Origin of the sequence: Proteus sp. FME41, assembly GCF_014897315.1 — a bacterium.
Taxonomy (GTDB): Bacteria; Pseudomonadota; Gammaproteobacteria; order Enterobacterales; family Enterobacteriaceae; genus Proteus.
The window spans coordinates 1-15,286 of the sequence record NZ_JABUYL010000009.1 but is presented as its reverse complement, the minus strand read 5'-3'; the positions used below and the strand labels follow the sequence as shown (position 1 = coordinate 15,286).

The 15,286-nt window shown below is 38.7% G+C and carries 13 protein-coding genes; 4 read left to right on the top strand and 9 right to left on the bottom strand.

Annotated features, from left to right (window positions below):
* Positions 1-15 precede the first annotated feature (15 nt).
* The 3 genes from INT04_RS09810 (at position 16) to INT04_RS09800 (ending at position 2,938) form a co-directional block, all read left to right on the top strand.
* On the top strand, positions 16-1,317 hold the full coding sequence (locus INT04_RS09810) for a hypothetical protein (RefSeq protein ID WP_193015962.1): 1,302 nt from the start codon (positions 16-18) through the stop codon (positions 1,315-1,317).
* 29 nt (positions 1,318-1,346) lie between these two features.
* Positions 1,347-2,507 carry an MFS transporter gene (locus INT04_RS09805; protein ID WP_193015961.1) on the top strand — a complete coding sequence of 387 codons (1,161 nt, stop codon included), beginning with the start codon at positions 1,347-1,349 and terminating at the stop codon, positions 2,505-2,507.
* Positions 2,508-2,671: 164 nt separating this feature from the next.
* Complete coding sequence (locus INT04_RS09800; RefSeq protein WP_193015960.1) at positions 2,672-2,938, top strand: DksA/TraR family C4-type zinc finger protein; 267 nt, start codon at positions 2,672-2,674, stop codon at positions 2,936-2,938.
* 97 nt (positions 2,939-3,035) lie between these two features.
* Here INT04_RS09800 and INT04_RS09795 read toward each other — a convergent pair whose 3' ends face one another.
* A complete protein-coding gene (locus tag INT04_RS09795) occupies positions 3,036-4,772 on the bottom strand; it encodes a pyridoxal phosphate-dependent decarboxylase family protein (protein WP_193015959.1) in 1,737 nt (578 codons plus the stop codon).
* A gap of 692 nt (positions 4,773-5,464) precedes the next feature.
* Here INT04_RS09795 and INT04_RS09790 point away from each other — a divergent pair.
* Positions 5,465-5,914, top strand: coding sequence for a hypothetical protein (locus tag INT04_RS09790; protein WP_193015958.1), 450 nt, complete (start codon positions 5,465-5,467; stop codon positions 5,912-5,914).
* An 82-nt stretch (positions 5,915-5,996) separates the two neighbouring features.
* Here the strand turns inward: INT04_RS09790 and deoD are convergent, their stop codons facing one another.
* From deoD to INT04_RS09750, 8 genes are all read right to left on the bottom strand, one after another.
* Positions 5,997-6,713, bottom strand: a complete 717-nt coding sequence (gene deoD / locus INT04_RS09785; RefSeq protein WP_193015957.1) for a purine-nucleoside phosphorylase — start codon at positions 6,711-6,713, stop codon at positions 5,997-5,999.
* Between the two features lie 77 nt (positions 6,714-6,790).
* Positions 6,791-8,017 carry a phosphopentomutase gene (gene deoB / locus INT04_RS09780; protein ID WP_193016080.1) on the bottom strand — a complete coding sequence of 409 codons (1,227 nt, stop codon included), beginning with the start codon at positions 8,015-8,017 and terminating at the stop codon, positions 6,791-6,793.
* 66 nt (positions 8,018-8,083) lie between these two features.
* On the bottom strand, positions 8,084-9,406 hold the full coding sequence (gene deoA, locus INT04_RS09775) for a thymidine phosphorylase (RefSeq protein WP_193015956.1): 1,323 nt from the start codon (positions 9,404-9,406) through the stop codon (positions 8,084-8,086).
* Positions 9,407-9,476: 70 nt separating this feature from the next.
* The gene (gene deoC / locus INT04_RS09770) at positions 9,477-10,256 is read right to left on the bottom strand and encodes a deoxyribose-phosphate aldolase (RefSeq protein ID WP_193015955.1); all 780 of its coding nucleotides are present in this window, start codon (positions 10,254-10,256) and stop codon (positions 9,477-9,479) included.
* A 521-nt stretch (positions 10,257-10,777) separates the two neighbouring features.
* A complete protein-coding gene (locus INT04_RS09765) occupies positions 10,778-12,079 on the bottom strand; it encodes a NupC/NupG family nucleoside CNT transporter (RefSeq protein ID WP_193015954.1) in 1,302 nt (433 codons plus the stop codon).
* 347 nt (positions 12,080-12,426) lie between these two features.
* Entirely contained in the window at positions 12,427-13,215 is a 789-nt protein-coding gene (locus INT04_RS09760) for a TatD family hydrolase (RefSeq protein ID WP_193015953.1), read from the bottom strand.
* Positions 13,212-14,273, bottom strand: coding sequence for a patatin family protein (locus INT04_RS09755; protein ID WP_193015952.1), 1,062 nt, complete (start codon positions 14,271-14,273; stop codon positions 13,212-13,214). Before INT04_RS09755 ends, INT04_RS09760 begins: the two co-directional genes overlap by 4 nt.
* A 127-nt stretch (positions 14,274-14,400) precedes the next feature.
* On the bottom strand, positions 14,401-14,745 hold the full coding sequence (locus INT04_RS09750) for a BON domain-containing protein (protein ID WP_193015951.1): 345 nt from the start codon (positions 14,743-14,745) through the stop codon (positions 14,401-14,403).
* Positions 14,746-15,286 lie beyond the last annotated feature (541 nt).

Genomic DNA, 15,286 nt, shown 5'->3' with positions numbered 1-15,286 from the left:
AGATGGGAGCAACTCATGGCAGGAATACATCTTCACCCACATGATATTTTAGACGAAGGCATGCCCGCTATACTTCAACGCCTTGATGGCATGAAGCATGTCGAGCATCTATTTGTCGAAATTAACACCATTTTTGAACGAAACCCTTACCCTATTGGCGATCTCCCCCATAACCCTATTCATAATGTGGTAATGGGGACAGGTACACTGCACATCAATACACATACCGATTTTCCGCAACTTAGCCAACGCGTAGACCCTACAATTTTAGCGGGTGCTGATCCGTTAATGACCATAAAAAAGGCAACTGACGGCGGAAAATACAAAGTCATACCATGGGCAAATATTCTTAATGGCGATTTCACAGGGGATGTAGAAAATAATCAAGTCGTGGACTTTAAAGGTCGCCCACAAGCGCACTGGCTTTGTCCTAATGCCCCTGATGTCGCTCAATTATGGCAAAAGACATTCACAGCATTAAAACAAAACTACGGTTATGACACTTTTTTAATTGACCGCATTCGTTTCCCTGATTGGGCGGGAAAAGAAGTGAATCCTGCAGGATTATTTACCTGTTTTTGCCCACATTGTGAAAAGAAAATGGTGCAACAAGGCTTGCCCGTTAATGAAATCAAACAACGTCTTGCCGCTTTAGCCGATACATTAAAGCAAGGCGATTTTGAAACACCCGTGACAGCATTAAAAGAAGAGCCACTTTTAAAGGCATGGCAAGCATTTCGCCAACAAAGCGTGACCCAATTAGTTGAAAAATTACTGGCTGATGCCAAGCAAACCGCAGGTGGTATTACGCTATGGCTCGATTTGTGGCCACCTGCTTACAGCTGGATCTTAGGTCAGAACTATCATGAATTAACGCGTTATTCATCAACACTTAAACATTTCCCTTATCACAAATTAGGGGGTGGTGCGGATGTTCAAGGATTAATTAATCATTTTGCTCATGATAGTGAAAGCCAAGAGCGCGCATTTACTGCGTTTAAACGTTTATTTGAATTACCTTATGATATTTCATATGAATCCTTTAAACAGCAAGGTTTCCCTATTCATTTTGTTGCAGAACAAAATAATAAAGTCCGCCAGCTTTCACAACCCAATACCTTTATTTATAGCGGTATTCAGATGTGGAATTTACCTGCTACTCAATTAATTGAAGCGGTTATTGCCGCAGAAGAAAGTGCATGTGATGCCTTACTTTATTATTGCTATGGATGGGCCACTCAAGAATTGTTTGATGCGATTGGCAAACACAATACACCAAATAATAACATCTCTAACAACCACATAATTAAAGAATAATACACCGCGGGAAAAACTAGGATTAAATTATGGCGAAACAACAAAAATGGAAAGTCTTTTTCCTTCTGTTTGTCACGATGTTTTTACTCGGTGGCATTCAAAATACTAAAGGACTGATCCTCGAACAAGTTCAACATGATATTTCATTAAATATGAGCCAAGTAGGCTCATTAATTACCTTTTTCCAAATCGGTTTTTTAATTGCCAGTTTATTAACGGGCTATTTTACCGATAAGAAAGGGTTAAAAGTCATGATGTTTATTGGCTCATTAATGATGGCCGTTGGTTTAACAGGAACCAGCCTTGCTTTCAACGTGATGCTATTTTTTGGCTTTTATCTGGTCATTGGTTTAGGGATTGGTTCGATGCTTGTCTCTATCGTGACCGTGATTCCGACTTTCTATAAAGAAAAAGCAGGGATGATGTTTAACGTCTCTAACGCCATGTTTGGCGTAGGGATGATTGTTACCCCGCTTATTTTACAATATTTATTCTCTCACTCTATTTCATGGCGTACTTTCTATGTCGGTGTTGCCGTTATTGTCGCGGTGATCCTCCTTGTATTAAGTACGTTAAAAATAGAAAACAGCGCACAAGTCGATATGAAATTCAGTGATTTTTTAGAGTTACTGACTCAAAAATCACTGTTACTGGTTATCTTATTTATCACGCTGTATGTTGCAGCAGAAGCCGCCTTCTTAAACTTCTTCCCTATTTTCTATTCCTCTATGGATATTGGAAATATGAGCAGCGCACAAAAAGCTGAAACGGCTGCTTATGTTATTTCGAGTTTTGCTTTCTTATTTACTATTGGTCGCTTTATCGGTGGCTTTATTAACCTTGCATTAGGTGATCGCAAAACGCTTATTCTGTTCTCACTGTTTTCACTTATTGCCATTATTGTCAGCCGTATTTTTGTGCAAGATGTCGTTTATCTGTTTATGGTATTTGGTTTTGCATTATCAGTGCTGTTTCCAACCGCCGCCGCCGTTGCCACAAAATTAACTAGCAAAAGTGGTTCTGTTATGGGGCTTATTTATGTCGCGTCAGGATTAGGTGGTGCGCTAGCAGGTTCGCTAATTGGTCAGGTATCAGAAAGCTATAATGTTTCTGTAGGGTTTAATCTGATTATCGTATTCGTTGCCCTCTTCTTTATTATTTCTCTGTTTATTAGAGAACAAAAACAATAACAACAACCGTTATGCCTCTGAATTTTCCCCCTCTTTATGAGGGGGTTTTTATTTCGATTACTCTTTATTATCACTAGGTCCCCCTTTTCTTTTTTACACTGTTGATTTTTTCGCCATCGCCCTAATAATAGTATTTATATTCGCTGTTAAAATAGGAGAATATTATGGCGAGTGGATGGGCTAATGATAGTGCGGTTCAAGAGCAGATAGACGCCACCATTGATGATGCCATTGCAAGAGCTCGCAACCAAATGGCACAAGGTGAAAGTGCAGAGGTTTGTGATGAATGCGGTGAACCTATTTCCCTTGCTCGGCAAAAAGCCATTCTTGGCGTACGCTATTGTTTAAATTGCCAAGAAGCATTTGATAAAAAGAATAATGCGTTTAGTGGATACAACCGCCGTGGTAGTAAAGATAGCCAACTCAGATAATTCGCAACCAATATTGTATAAAACAAAAAACTGTACCCTAATATAAATTTTCTCTATTAAAGTACAGTTTGTTTTATTTAATTACTCAATAATTTAATTAGATTTTTGCAACTTTCTTCGAGCTCATATTTTGGCTCATTTCAGTTAAAATCTTCATAAAATTATCGATATGCGCACGCTCGGTATTTGGGTTCATAAAGACGGCTTTTTCACCTGGAAGATAAACGTAGCGGTTATTTTTCGCATATTTAGAACAAGCAATAGAATCAACCCAGTTTGTAAATAACCCTTCTCTACCACGTTGTAAGAAAAGTTTTCTATGCCATTGGGTATTATGAACCATAAAATCATACGCTTCTTTATCTGTAGAGCAGGTTAACTCTAAATCAAAAGCAACATTAGGATCTTTCACTAAGTTAGGATCATAAAGCTTAAAGCCAACACTTGGGCCTTGGTTTTCAGGAACAATAATCTTTGCATTACCCATCTCTAACAATTGATGACGCATATAGTTAGCGTTTTGCAGGCAGTGAGCAATGATAGTTTGATAACCTTCAATTCCCATATAATGCATCGCAGAATAAGCACCAAAAATACCCACGCCACTACGGGTACACTCAATCGTTGATTGCAGGTGAGTTTGACCTTCTAATTCATGCTCAAAATAAGTGAAGTTTTCTGGATCGTTCTCTAGCGCAACAAAATCATTACCATTTTTCACTAACACTAAACTTGAGGTATATGGAACATAGCCCCATTTGTGGAAATCGATAGTAATAGAATCGGCATATTTTAGATGTTTAAATTTCTCAACATTCTGACGTAAGCCTTCTAAAGTAACATCGTTAATCGCTAGCGGATTACCACTAAAGTCATAATCTAAGAAGAAGATAATCGGCCAACCTACCGCAGCATCAACGTGAACATGAGGCTTAACAGGGATTTCAAACTCTTCACATAAACGATCACGTAACTCGCAAACCCCTTTCACATCATCAACACCAAAGGTATCTGTTGTCCCTGTGGTTAACATGATAGTCGGGACTTTACATTTAACGGTAAAGCAGGCTCTTAATTCACGTTCTAGGTGCTCTAAATTAATCGTGTTATCTTCAGACACTTTGATACGGATAGTTTTGTTATCAACATCTACACCTAATAACGCAAGGTTAGTCATATTAGAATAGTGACCCCCTTGAGAGTTAATGATGCGATAATCTTGATCTGCCGCCATGCCTAAATGTTTAGAATTGGGCATTGATTTACGTAAACCAAATAGATAGCCATATAAGTTACACATGGTGCCACCTTGAGTGAACACGCCAGAGGCAACTTCAGGATCATAACCCACTAATTTAGCAACTTTTTTGATAGTCACTTTTTCTAACGCATCAGCAACACCAGAGTATTCGCAATACACCATATTCGGGTTGCCCATTAACCCTAAGATTGAACCATAAACACCAGGATCACTTGGCATTGCAATCACGTTTTCAACAGCAAGTGGGTTTTCCCAGTTTTTACACAGTGTTGACACTAACATCAGCAGCTCATTAGGATCATTTTCTGGATAATTAATATGCTGCTGCATTTGTGTATCAGCCATTAAACGATCTAATAATTGAGGTCCATTAGAATAACGTTGCAATTGGTCATTATCATTAGTCGTTGTTTTTCTAAACTGTGTAATAGATTGGATTGTTTTATCCTGAAATATCGGCCAATACTTCGGATCTCTGCTGAAAAAGTGAGCAATAACGTCATGGTATTTCTTCTCAAATTCCGCATTCAGAATGTTAGCAGAAGATAGACCTAATAAATCTTGATTTTTCACTATATTCTCCAAATAGAAACCGACAATAATTTAATTTAGTTGCATAGCAATACTATACATTTTCTAATTAAATTAGTTAGTGTTCCATGCGATAACGCTCATCGCACAAACAATAACGAGTTAAATAGTATTTATATTTAAATCAATACATTACATTGATTCGGAAAGTTAAATTTACAGCTATTCTCTTTTCATCGATGCACTTATGTGACTGAGATCACAATGAAAATAGGACTATAAACAGAAACTATCACTAGCAATACTATTAACTATTTGAAATATAATCAAAATACAATAATAACCTGCTAACCATATGATATTATTGAACTCTCATTTTAATTAATTGTATTAATCTGTTATTTCCGCAATTAATACAGCTAACATTACATTAAGTTTAATTACCACTGATAAAATCAAACTAAAACACTATGATATTTTTCATAATTAGCAAATAAACTTTAATTTTAACTATTATTAGGTATAAAGTATGGTAAAAGTGTATATAAAGGGTTCTTCTTTATTCAAATGCAAAATCTCTCACCTCAATAGTCATTTATTCTAATAAAATTAAAAATATTAGTTAAAACGAAAACTAGTTACTTGACTAAATAATCAGAATATTTACTCTACATATTTTGTTTTCTTTGCCGATACTTAAAGTAATAGAGTAGGTAATTAACGGAGAACACAATATGAAAGCACATATCACTGTTGCTGCTGTATTCGTATTATTATCCGCAAGTGTCTATGCTGAAGAATTTACCTGCCAACTTGAAAATGGTAAGTATGTCAGCGTATTCGTTGAACATGGGAATCCCCCTGTGTATCGCTATGGCACACTTGCTAAAACAGAGATCACACTACCAGTTCCTCAGCAACCTAATAATAATGTCTTTTATGGGCATCAGATGTTTGTTGCTGGAGCATCGACTTATATTCGATTTAAGAATGGAAATTACAGCTACGTTGTTTATGACGGTGAAGGTAGAGGATGGAACTTTAACGGCGTGATTGTTTATAAAGACAATAATATTATTAGTAAAAAAGAGTGCAAAGATCCGTTAACCCCTAGCCTGAATAATCTAAAAAACTACGCGATTAAAATGGACCCTTATTTAGAAACGTATATTTATGCTCCATAGTTTCTAGCTTTATTAATTAGACATAAAAAAACCCAATTTAAAAATTGGGTTTTTTTTATTTTTAAGCAACGAAATGTGTTGATTAGTCTTCTAATAACAGAACAGATTCTAATGCAATTTCAATCATTTCGTTAAAGGTTGTTTGACGTTCTTCAGCAGTCGTCTGTGTCCCTTTTTTGATGTGGTCAGATACAGTACAGATAGTCAGTGCTTTTGCGCCATATTCAGCAGCAACACCGTAGATACCTGCAGCTTCCATTTCAACACCAAGGATGCCGTATTTTACCATTACATCAAACATTTCTGGATCTGGAGAATAGAACAGGTCAGCAGAGAAAATGTTACCAACGCGAACTTTAATGTCTTTCGCTTTTGCCGCATCAACTGCATTTTGAACTAATTGGTAATCTGCGATGGCTGCAAAGTCTTGGTCTTTAAAACGCAGACGGTTAACTTTAGAGTCAGTACATGCACCCATACCGATAACAACATCACGTAATTCAACATCAGGTAATACCGCACCACATGAACCAACACGGATAATCACTTTTACGCCGAAATCAGTAATTAATTCTTTTGCGTAAATTGAGCAGGAAGGGATACCCATACCGTGGCCCATAACAGAAATTTTACGGCCTTTGTACGTACCTGTAAAACCTAACATACCACGAACATTGTTTACTTGGCGGACGTCTTGTAAAAAAGTTTCAGCGATGTATTTAGCACGAAGCGGGTCGCCCGGCATTAAAACGACATCAGCAAAATCGCCCATTTCTGCGTTAATATGAGGGGTAGCCATAATTCTTCCTTTTAATTGATCTTTTTACTATTCAAAAATAATTCGGTAGGCATATTGCTATGCCTACCGAAGTTAAATTAAAACATTGCTTTACCGTAATCGACAGGTGATACACCAAAGTATTTAACAACTGTTTGGCCGATATCAGCGAAGGTTTCACGGTGACCTAATGAACCCGGTTTAACTTTAGGACCATAAACGAGAACTGGAATGTGCTCACGAGTATGATCAGAACCAGGCCAAGTTGGGTCGCAACCGTGGTCTGCGGTTAAAATAAGAATGTCATCTTCTTTCACCAGTTCCATCAGTTCAGGTAAACGGCGGTCGAATAATTCAAGTGCTTCACCATAACCCACAACATCACGACGGTGGCCGTAAGAGGAGTCGAAGTCAACAAAGTTGGTAAAGACAATAGTGTTATCGCCAGCCAGTTTCATTTCTTCAAGGGTCGCATCAAACAGCGCATCAATACCTGTTGCTTTCACTTTTTTAGTGATACCTACGTTTGCGTAGATGTCTGCAATTTTACCGATAGAAACAACGTGACCTTGTTTTTCATCAACCAGTTTTTTCAACATGGTTGGTGCTGGTGGCTCTACTGCTAAGTCATGACGGTTACCAGTACGAGCGAAGTTACCTGGTTTATCACCAATAAATGGACGTGCAATAACACGGCCAATATTGTAATCGCCTTTGTTTAGTTCATCACGAGCGATTTCACATAGCTCATATAATTCATCTAAACCATAAGTTTCTTCATGACAAGCAATTTGGAATACAGAGTCAGCAGAGGTATAGAAAATCGGTTTACCGGTTTTCATGTGCTCTTCACCCAACTCATCCAGAATGACAGTACCAGAAGCGTGACAGTTACCTAAGTAACCCGGTAATTTGGCACGTTTAACGATGTTTTCTAGCAGTTCTTGTGGGAATGAGTTTTTCAGCTCTTTAAAGTATCCCCAATCAAAAAGCACAGGAACACCTGCGATTTCCCAGTGGCCTGACGGAGTATCTTTACCAGAAGAGATTTCACTTGCGTAACCATAAGCACCAATGATATCTGCGTTTTCATCTAAACCAATAGGGAATTTACCTGTTGATTCTTCTGCTGCTTTACCTAGACCTAAACGGCAAAGATTTGGCAAATGAAGTGGACCTTTACGGCCTTCTTTATCTGCTTTACCGTCAGCAAACGCTTGTGCGATATGCCCTAAAGTATCTGAACCTTGGTCACCAAATTTTGGTGCATCACCGGCAGCGCCGATACCGAAGGAATCTAATACCATAATATGTACACGTTTCATCATTCTCTCTCCTGTGTCATTGTCCGTAGACCACGGATATGTCACTTATAAATCATCATTGAGTTCTTATTCGCTGATTTGGCGGTATACCATTGGTGATGCTTCACGTTTGCTGTCACCAATCACCATCGCTTTACGGACTTCAGCCGCAGCTTCTTGCCATGATTTTTCACTGTTAGCATGGATCATCGCTAAAGGCGTATCTGTATTAATTTCAGCACCAAGCGCTACGATATCGCTTAATCCCACGCTGTAATCAATTGCATCAGTGGCTTTACGACGACCGCCACCTAATGTCACAACAGACATACCTAATGCACGTGTATCCATTTCTGTGATGAAGCCTGATTTCTCAGCAAATACAGGTTTACTTAATACCGCAGTTGGCAGGTATTTATTGTAGTTTTCAACAAAATCAGATGGGCCTTTCTGTGCTGCAACCATACGACCAAAGATTTCTGCCGCTTTGCCGTTATCCAACACATTTTGCAGTTTTTGACGGGCTTGTTGACGATCATCCGCTAAGCGACCTGATACTAACATTTCAACACACAGCGCCATCGTCACTTCAAACAGACGTGGATTACGGTATTCACCTGTTAAGAATTGAACCGCTTCACGAACTTCAACCGCATTACCTGCACTAGAAGCTAATACTTCGTTCATATCGGTTAACAGTGCCGTTGTTTGACAACCTGCGCCATTTGCTACTTGAACAATTGACTCTGCCAGCTCTTCAGATTTCTGATAAGTTGGCATAAAGGCACCCGATCCCACTTTAACGTCCATCACTAATGCATCTAAGCCTTCGGCTAATTTTTTACCTAAAATTGATGCAGTGATAAGAGGGATTGAATCAACAGTAGCAGTAATATCACGGGTAGCATAAAAGCGTTTATCAGCAGGTGCTAATGAATTAGTCTGTCCGATAATCGCAACACCTACGTTGCGAATAATATCGCGGAATTTCTCATCATCAGGGAAAATGTCAAAACCTGGAATAGCTTCAAGTTTATCTAATGTTCCACCTGTGTGACCTAATCCACGACCCGAAATCATAGGAACATAACCACCACAGGCGGCAACCATTGGCCCTAACATCAGTGAAGTGACATCACCCACACCACCGGTTGAGTGTTTATCAACAATAGGGCCATTTAAATTTAAGCTTTTCCAGTTCAGTACAGTACCGGAATCACGCATGGCTAATGTTAGAGCCACACGCTCTGGCATTGTCATGTCGTGGAAATAAATCGTCATTGCTAATGCAGCAATTTGACCTTCAGAAACAGTATTATCTCTGACGCCATTAATGAAAAAACGAATCTCTTCCTCAGTTAAAGGATGACCATCACGCTTTTTACGAATAATCTCTTGGGCAAGAAACACTGCAACCTCCTGGCTTTATAGCATTGATAACGCCCACGCTAATAAGAGGTGGGCGTATTACACGAATGGATTAATAACCACTAGACGATTTTTGCTCGCCATGACCTAAAGTGGCTAATAAATTACCTAGCAAGCTTGACGCACCAAAACGGAAGTGACGGGCATCAACCCAGTTGTCACCCATGATACGGTTAGCTAATGCAAGGTATTGAGCAGCTTCTTCGGCAGTACGTACACCGCCTGCAGGTTTAAAACCAACTTCTTTGCCAACACCCATGTCGTGGATCACTTGGATCATTAACTCAGCGCTTTCCAGTGTTGCATTTACAGGCACTTTACCTGTGGAAGTTTTAATAAAGTCAGCGCCTGCTTTAATTGAAATTTCAGAGGCTTTACGGATAAGTGCAGGATCTTTCAACACACCCGTTTCAATGATGACTTTGAGTAAAGACCCTGCTTCTGCGCAAGCTTCTTTACATGCTTTAACAATATCAAAACCGATTTGCTCGTTACCTGCCATAAGTGCGCGGTAAGGGAAAACAACATCAACCTCATCTGCGCCATAAGCTAATGCCGCATTGGTTTCTGCTAATGCGATATCTAAATCATCATTACCATGAGGGAAGTTAGTTACGGTTGCGATACGGACTTCTGGTGTACCTTGTTCACGTAACACTTTACGTGCTAACGGAATAAAGCGTGGGTAGATACAAATAGCGGCTGTATTGCCTTCTGGGCTTTTAGCCTGATGACACAACGCAGTCACTTTAGCATCAGTGTCATCATCATTTAATGTAGTTAAATCCATCAAAGACAGCGCAAGGCGCGCTGCTGCGGTTAAATCTGTCATAAAACTCTCCAACGATGTTTCTTAAGCCCGGTTGGGCATACGCTTAAGGTTAGCGATTAAATTTGTTGGCGAGCGGACTTGGTTCCTTGAAGATGTTGTTGTAACTTGCGCTACAACGACAGCTGAGTTCCTTCTCACCGCGCTATGCTCACTTCGGCGACCCGACATTGAGCCCTCGCCATTCCATGAAGTTTCAGCACATCTTATTTGAACACGCTAAGGAACAATTAGATGTGCTTTACGTCACACTAATCAAATGCAACTTGCAATCAATGACATTAAAGTGTGATACAAATCACAAATAAGTCGTTTTCTGGTTTAATGTTACTTGAATACCGTCTTTAAGTCGTCTTTATAACGTAAAAAAAGCGTGATCTACATTAAATGACGAGTTAATTGACCCTATTCAATACAAACTGCGAAATATCTCACACAATAAAAGTAGTTAACATTACAGCAGAAAACAAACATAAAAGAGCAGATAGATAAAATACCCATCTGCTCTTAATACTCAAAATCAATTAAGCAGCAACAACAGCCATAGCCGTTAATGCAAAAAAGAAACCTGCAATAGTTGCACTCATTAAGTTAGAGAGTGTACCAGCAAGTACCGCTTTCATCCCTAAACGAGCCACATCTTTACGACGATTAGGTGCCATTCCGCCTAACCCTCCTAGCAATACGGCAACCGAAGAGAGGTTAGCAAAACCACACAATGCAAAGGAGATAATGACCTTCGTTTGCGCTGATAACACCATAAGCCCCGAGCCCGCAACTAAAGCATCTTCTTTTAAGTATTTACTAAATTCAGAGTAAGCATAGAACTCATTAATAACAATTTTTTGACCAATAAATGAGCCTGCAATGGTTGCTTCACTCCAAGGCACACCAATTAGGAAAGCAATAGGTGCAAAAATCCAGCCTAGCACTAGTTCTAATGAGAAATTCTCATAGCCAAACCAGCCACCAATTCCCCCAAGAATACCATTAACTAATGCAATCAATGCAACGAAAGCAAGTAACATGGCACCTACGTTAAGCGCTAATTGTAAACCTGAAGATGCACCAGCCGCGGCAGCATCGATAATATTGGCGGGTTTTTCTTCTTCCGTCATTTTATCAAGTGCATCTTTTTGATCGTCTGGTGTTTCTGTTTCAGGAATAAGTAATTTAGCGAAAAGTAACCCTCCTGGAGCCGCCATAAAGGATGCGGTGATCAAATACTCCAACGGCACGCCCATGCTGGCATACCCAGCAAGGACAGAACCGGCAACAGAGGCTAAACCACCACACATAACAGCAAAGAGTTCTGAGGTTGTCATTCTGGCAATATAAGGACGAACAACTAACGGCGCTTCTGTTTGTCCAACAAAAATATTTGCAGTAGCAGACATCGATTCTGTTCGTGATGTACCAAGGACTTTTTGTAAGCCACCACCGAGAATTTTAATCACAATTTGCATAATGCCAAGGTAATACAGCACCGCAATGAGTGACGAGAAGAACACGATAACAGGCAGTACGCGTAGGGCGAATACGAAACCGCCACCCCCAAATAACTCGAACATTTTATCTGATACTAAGCCTGCAAATAGGAAGCTCATCCCGTTATTGCCGTAATCAATAACATTCTTGACGCCATCAGAAACCGCAAGAAGTACCTCGCGACCGCCGTCGGAATAAAGAACAAATGCACCTAAGCCAATCTGAATAAGGAATGCGCCACCAACTGTACGTAGTCTAATTGCACGTCGATTGCTGGAAAATAGAATGGCTATCAATATTAATGTGACCATCCCGACCAAGCTCATAATGAGTTGCATTGAAGGATCCCTGTTCATATAAAAATTTAATGGATTATCAATAATGCTCTAGCCAGAGTTTATTGACTCTTTTTGCCAGATAATTATACCCAGTCTAAAAAAATAACCCTCAATATCCATCACAGATAGGGGCTGAAAAAAGTAACGTAAAAGTCGTAAATGTGATTAAGATCACACAAACAAAACAACAAACGCACTTATTGAATAGGGTGAATAAAGAGAAAACATCAGACGATTAACAAACGGGATACTTAATTTTAAACAACAAAAAATACACCAGCATCTTAATCATAGAAATAAGATGAAAATAAGGCGTATTTTTGATCTGTTAATGAACAAAATTCAATTCAAAACGAGGTGTCATTTTTTAATCGAAATAATTGTAGGCTATTAAGATAGAGTTGCTGTGCTATTACATCAGGTGGTTCTTGACGTAATTCACAGAGTTGAGAAAAAACATATTGAATACGTTCTGGGCGATTAGGCTCACCTTGAAAGCCACTTACAGGCATATCCGGTGCATCGGTTTCTAATAATAGAGATTCAAGGGGTAATGAAGCAATTGCTCGGCGTGTTTTTTGTGCTCGCTCATAAGTGATTGTGCCACCTACACCAATGAAATAGCCTTGCTGAATAAATTTTTCTGCTTGTTGTTGGCTTCCTGCAAAACCATGTATAACACCTTTACGTGGAACATCGTAACGACGCAAAAGAGCGCTCAGCTTATCGTGAGTTTTACGAGAATGTAAAATAACAGGCAAATCACATTCAATCGCGAATTTAAGTTGTTCAATTAAAAATCGCTCTTGCTTTTCTGGCTGAGGGTTTTCCATATAGTCATCAAGTCCAATTTCCCCGACCGCAACACAGCGAGAAGTCATTTTTAGCCGCTGTTTTAATTCGATTAAATGTTGCTCGGTATGTTCTTCAATATATAAAGGGTGTAATCCTAATGCACAATATAATTGATGATGATGATTCGCTAACTCACCAACAACATCCAAATTCCAATGTGCAACAGCAGGAATAATGATTTTTTCAACATGTGCTTGATGCGCTAAAGATAAGCTATTAGCGAGATCATCATAAAATACCGGAAAATCAAAATGGCAGTGAGTATCAATAAATTTATTCATTCTTGAACCTGCCTTACATCAGGATGCACGCCTCTTGTTCCTTGTTGAATAATAGACGCTTCTTCTGCTTTATCTGTTTTTGCTTCTTGCTCAAATACACTAAATAATTTTTTATCGTGTTGTTTGAATTTTTTCTTAGAAAAATGCTGTCCGATTGTTGCCAGAAAATAACGACCACAACGTCTTCCTACATGATAATCATGATTTAATGCAGTTAAACGGCTCCCCAATGCACTAGATTGCAACGTAGTGGGCGGGTAGATTTCAATAACGACCACATCTTCTGGCGGAGATTGAATAAATTTAAGGGTTTCTGTATAGGTTTCGACATGCACTTGTGCCATCGCCATAAAGCGTTGCAACCGGCTGTTTTCGAACCATTTACCCATACGATCAACCCATTCCGTTGTGTATTGATATTCAGAAGGTACAGTACGAACAACCACAATAGTACGGCAACCGCGTCGATAGGCTTCTCTTACTGGGATAGCGTCACTGATGCCGCCATCATGATAGACAACATCATGGAATAAAACACCATTACGATAAAAAGCAGGAATAGCACTGGACGCTTTGATGATATCAAGCCAAGTTGGTTCATCAGGTTGAAAATAATTAGCTTGAAAATTATCAGAACGACTCGCCACCATATAAAATTCACGCCCTGTGTCAAAGCGACGAAGTGCTGTTGACATATCAAGAGGCATTTCTTTGGCGGTCGTTTCCATGTACCAATCCAGATCTAATAAATTGCCGCCACGGACAAAACGGATAGGGTTAAAGAATTGATTATTCGTTGTATAACGATTAATAATTTTACGCGCATAACCACGCTGACCACAGGCAAAGGCGGATAAATTTTGTGCGCCCGCAGATACTCCTAGTAAAATATCAAAGGGATCAAATTGTGAGCGCATAAATTCATCAAGTACACCCGCGGTAAAAATCCCGCGTTGGCCTCCGCCTTCACAAACTAAAGCCACTTTGCCCTGCGGTAGTGAGGATTGAAACTCAAGTGCTGTAATATTATTTAATGTGACAGGTATATACTTCCCCATAATGTCTCCTTTATACAACTTAACAAAGGATACCCGCACATTTTTTCGGCGTCATTCTTTTTACGTATTCATACAAATAAAGTTAACGATATTGGTATTTCTATTACTCAAAACAAACTGACTTTATTTAAGGCCGAACATTCACTGAAGAATCGACACTTTTTACACCATCTACTTTTTCAATGATTTGTAAGATTTGCGCTTCTTGTTCTTCACTCTTCACAAAACCAGAAACAAAAACATGACCAAATTCAGTGCGAATAGAAAGGGATTCACTATCAATGCTTTGAATTGGTAATAGTGTCTCTTTTATTTTTGTAGAAATAGCGGTATCGCTGATGCTATAGCCCGTATTATTCGTTCCACTATTAATTTCGTTATACCACGATGTTTCGGCTGATGCTCCCATACTGACAAAAGCAAGCCCCATGGACATGACTAACGCTAATTTTAGCGTTTTATATTGTTTCATTGCTCTCCCCCTAATCACAACAATGGTAATAGGAAATAGGTGTGTTTTACTCTCTGTATTTTTATGAAGTACTACAAAAATTTAACAAATTAAGTTATTACACTAATCAGACATTATAGTTAAATAAAGTAAAAAATAACAAATAAAGACTAATCCTAGTAATTTTATTCTAATAATAACGAATAAAACTATAAGAAATTTTACATATATTTATAAATAAGTATAAAAACGGACATCATGTTAACAGAAAAAAAAGAGAGTAATTCCAAATTAAGAGGGGCTTTTTGGCAGGATATTAGAGATATACAAAGTAGATTTAACAAAGAAAATCGAGTATTTCACAGAATCTTATTAAGTATAAACACCCAGAAAAACGAAGAAACAAAAAAGGCTATATTAAAAAATATAGCCTTTTCAGTAGATTACATACTCTAAATAATTCAAAGTACACCTTAAAGTATGACTACATTCTTACTCTAAATAATTACAAGTATGTGACTAGTGCGAATGAACGTAGTCAACAACGCTACACCTTGAAGTA

Excerpts from the sequence above, each read along its gene's own strand:
- INT04_RS09800 (WP_193015960.1), top strand. The coding sequence starts at position 2,672 with ATGGCGAGTGGATGGGCTAATGATAGTGCGGTTCAAGAGCAGATAGAC.
- INT04_RS09765 (WP_193015954.1), bottom strand. The coding sequence starts at position 12,079 with ATGCAACTCATTATGAGCTTGGTCGGGATGGTCACATTAATATTGATA.
- deoC (WP_193015955.1), bottom strand. The coding sequence starts at position 10,256 with ATGACAGATTTAACCGCAGCAGCGCGCCTTGCGCTGTCTTTGATGGAT.
- INT04_RS09805 (WP_193015961.1), top strand. The coding sequence starts at position 1,347 with ATGGCGAAACAACAAAAATGGAAAGTCTTTTTCCTTCTGTTTGTCACG.
- INT04_RS09790 (WP_193015958.1), top strand. The coding sequence starts at position 5,465 with ATGAAAGCACATATCACTGTTGCTGCTGTATTCGTATTATTATCCGCA.
- INT04_RS09750 (WP_193015951.1), bottom strand. The coding sequence starts at position 14,745 with ATGAAACAATATAAAACGCTAAAATTAGCGTTAGTCATGTCCATGGGG.
- INT04_RS09760 (WP_193015953.1), bottom strand. The coding sequence starts at position 13,215 with ATGAATAAATTTATTGATACTCACTGCCATTTTGATTTTCCGGTATTT.
- INT04_RS09810 (WP_193015962.1), top strand. The coding sequence starts at position 16 with ATGGCAGGAATACATCTTCACCCACATGATATTTTAGACGAAGGCATG.
- deoB (WP_193016080.1), bottom strand. The coding sequence starts at position 8,017 with ATGAAACGTGTACATATTATGGTATTAGATTCCTTCGGTATCGGCGCT.
- INT04_RS09755 (WP_193015952.1), bottom strand. The coding sequence starts at position 14,273 with ATGGGGAAGTATATACCTGTCACATTAAATAATATTACAGCACTTGAG.
- deoD (WP_193015957.1), bottom strand. The coding sequence starts at position 6,713 with ATGGCTACCCCTCATATTAACGCAGAAATGGGCGATTTTGCTGATGTC.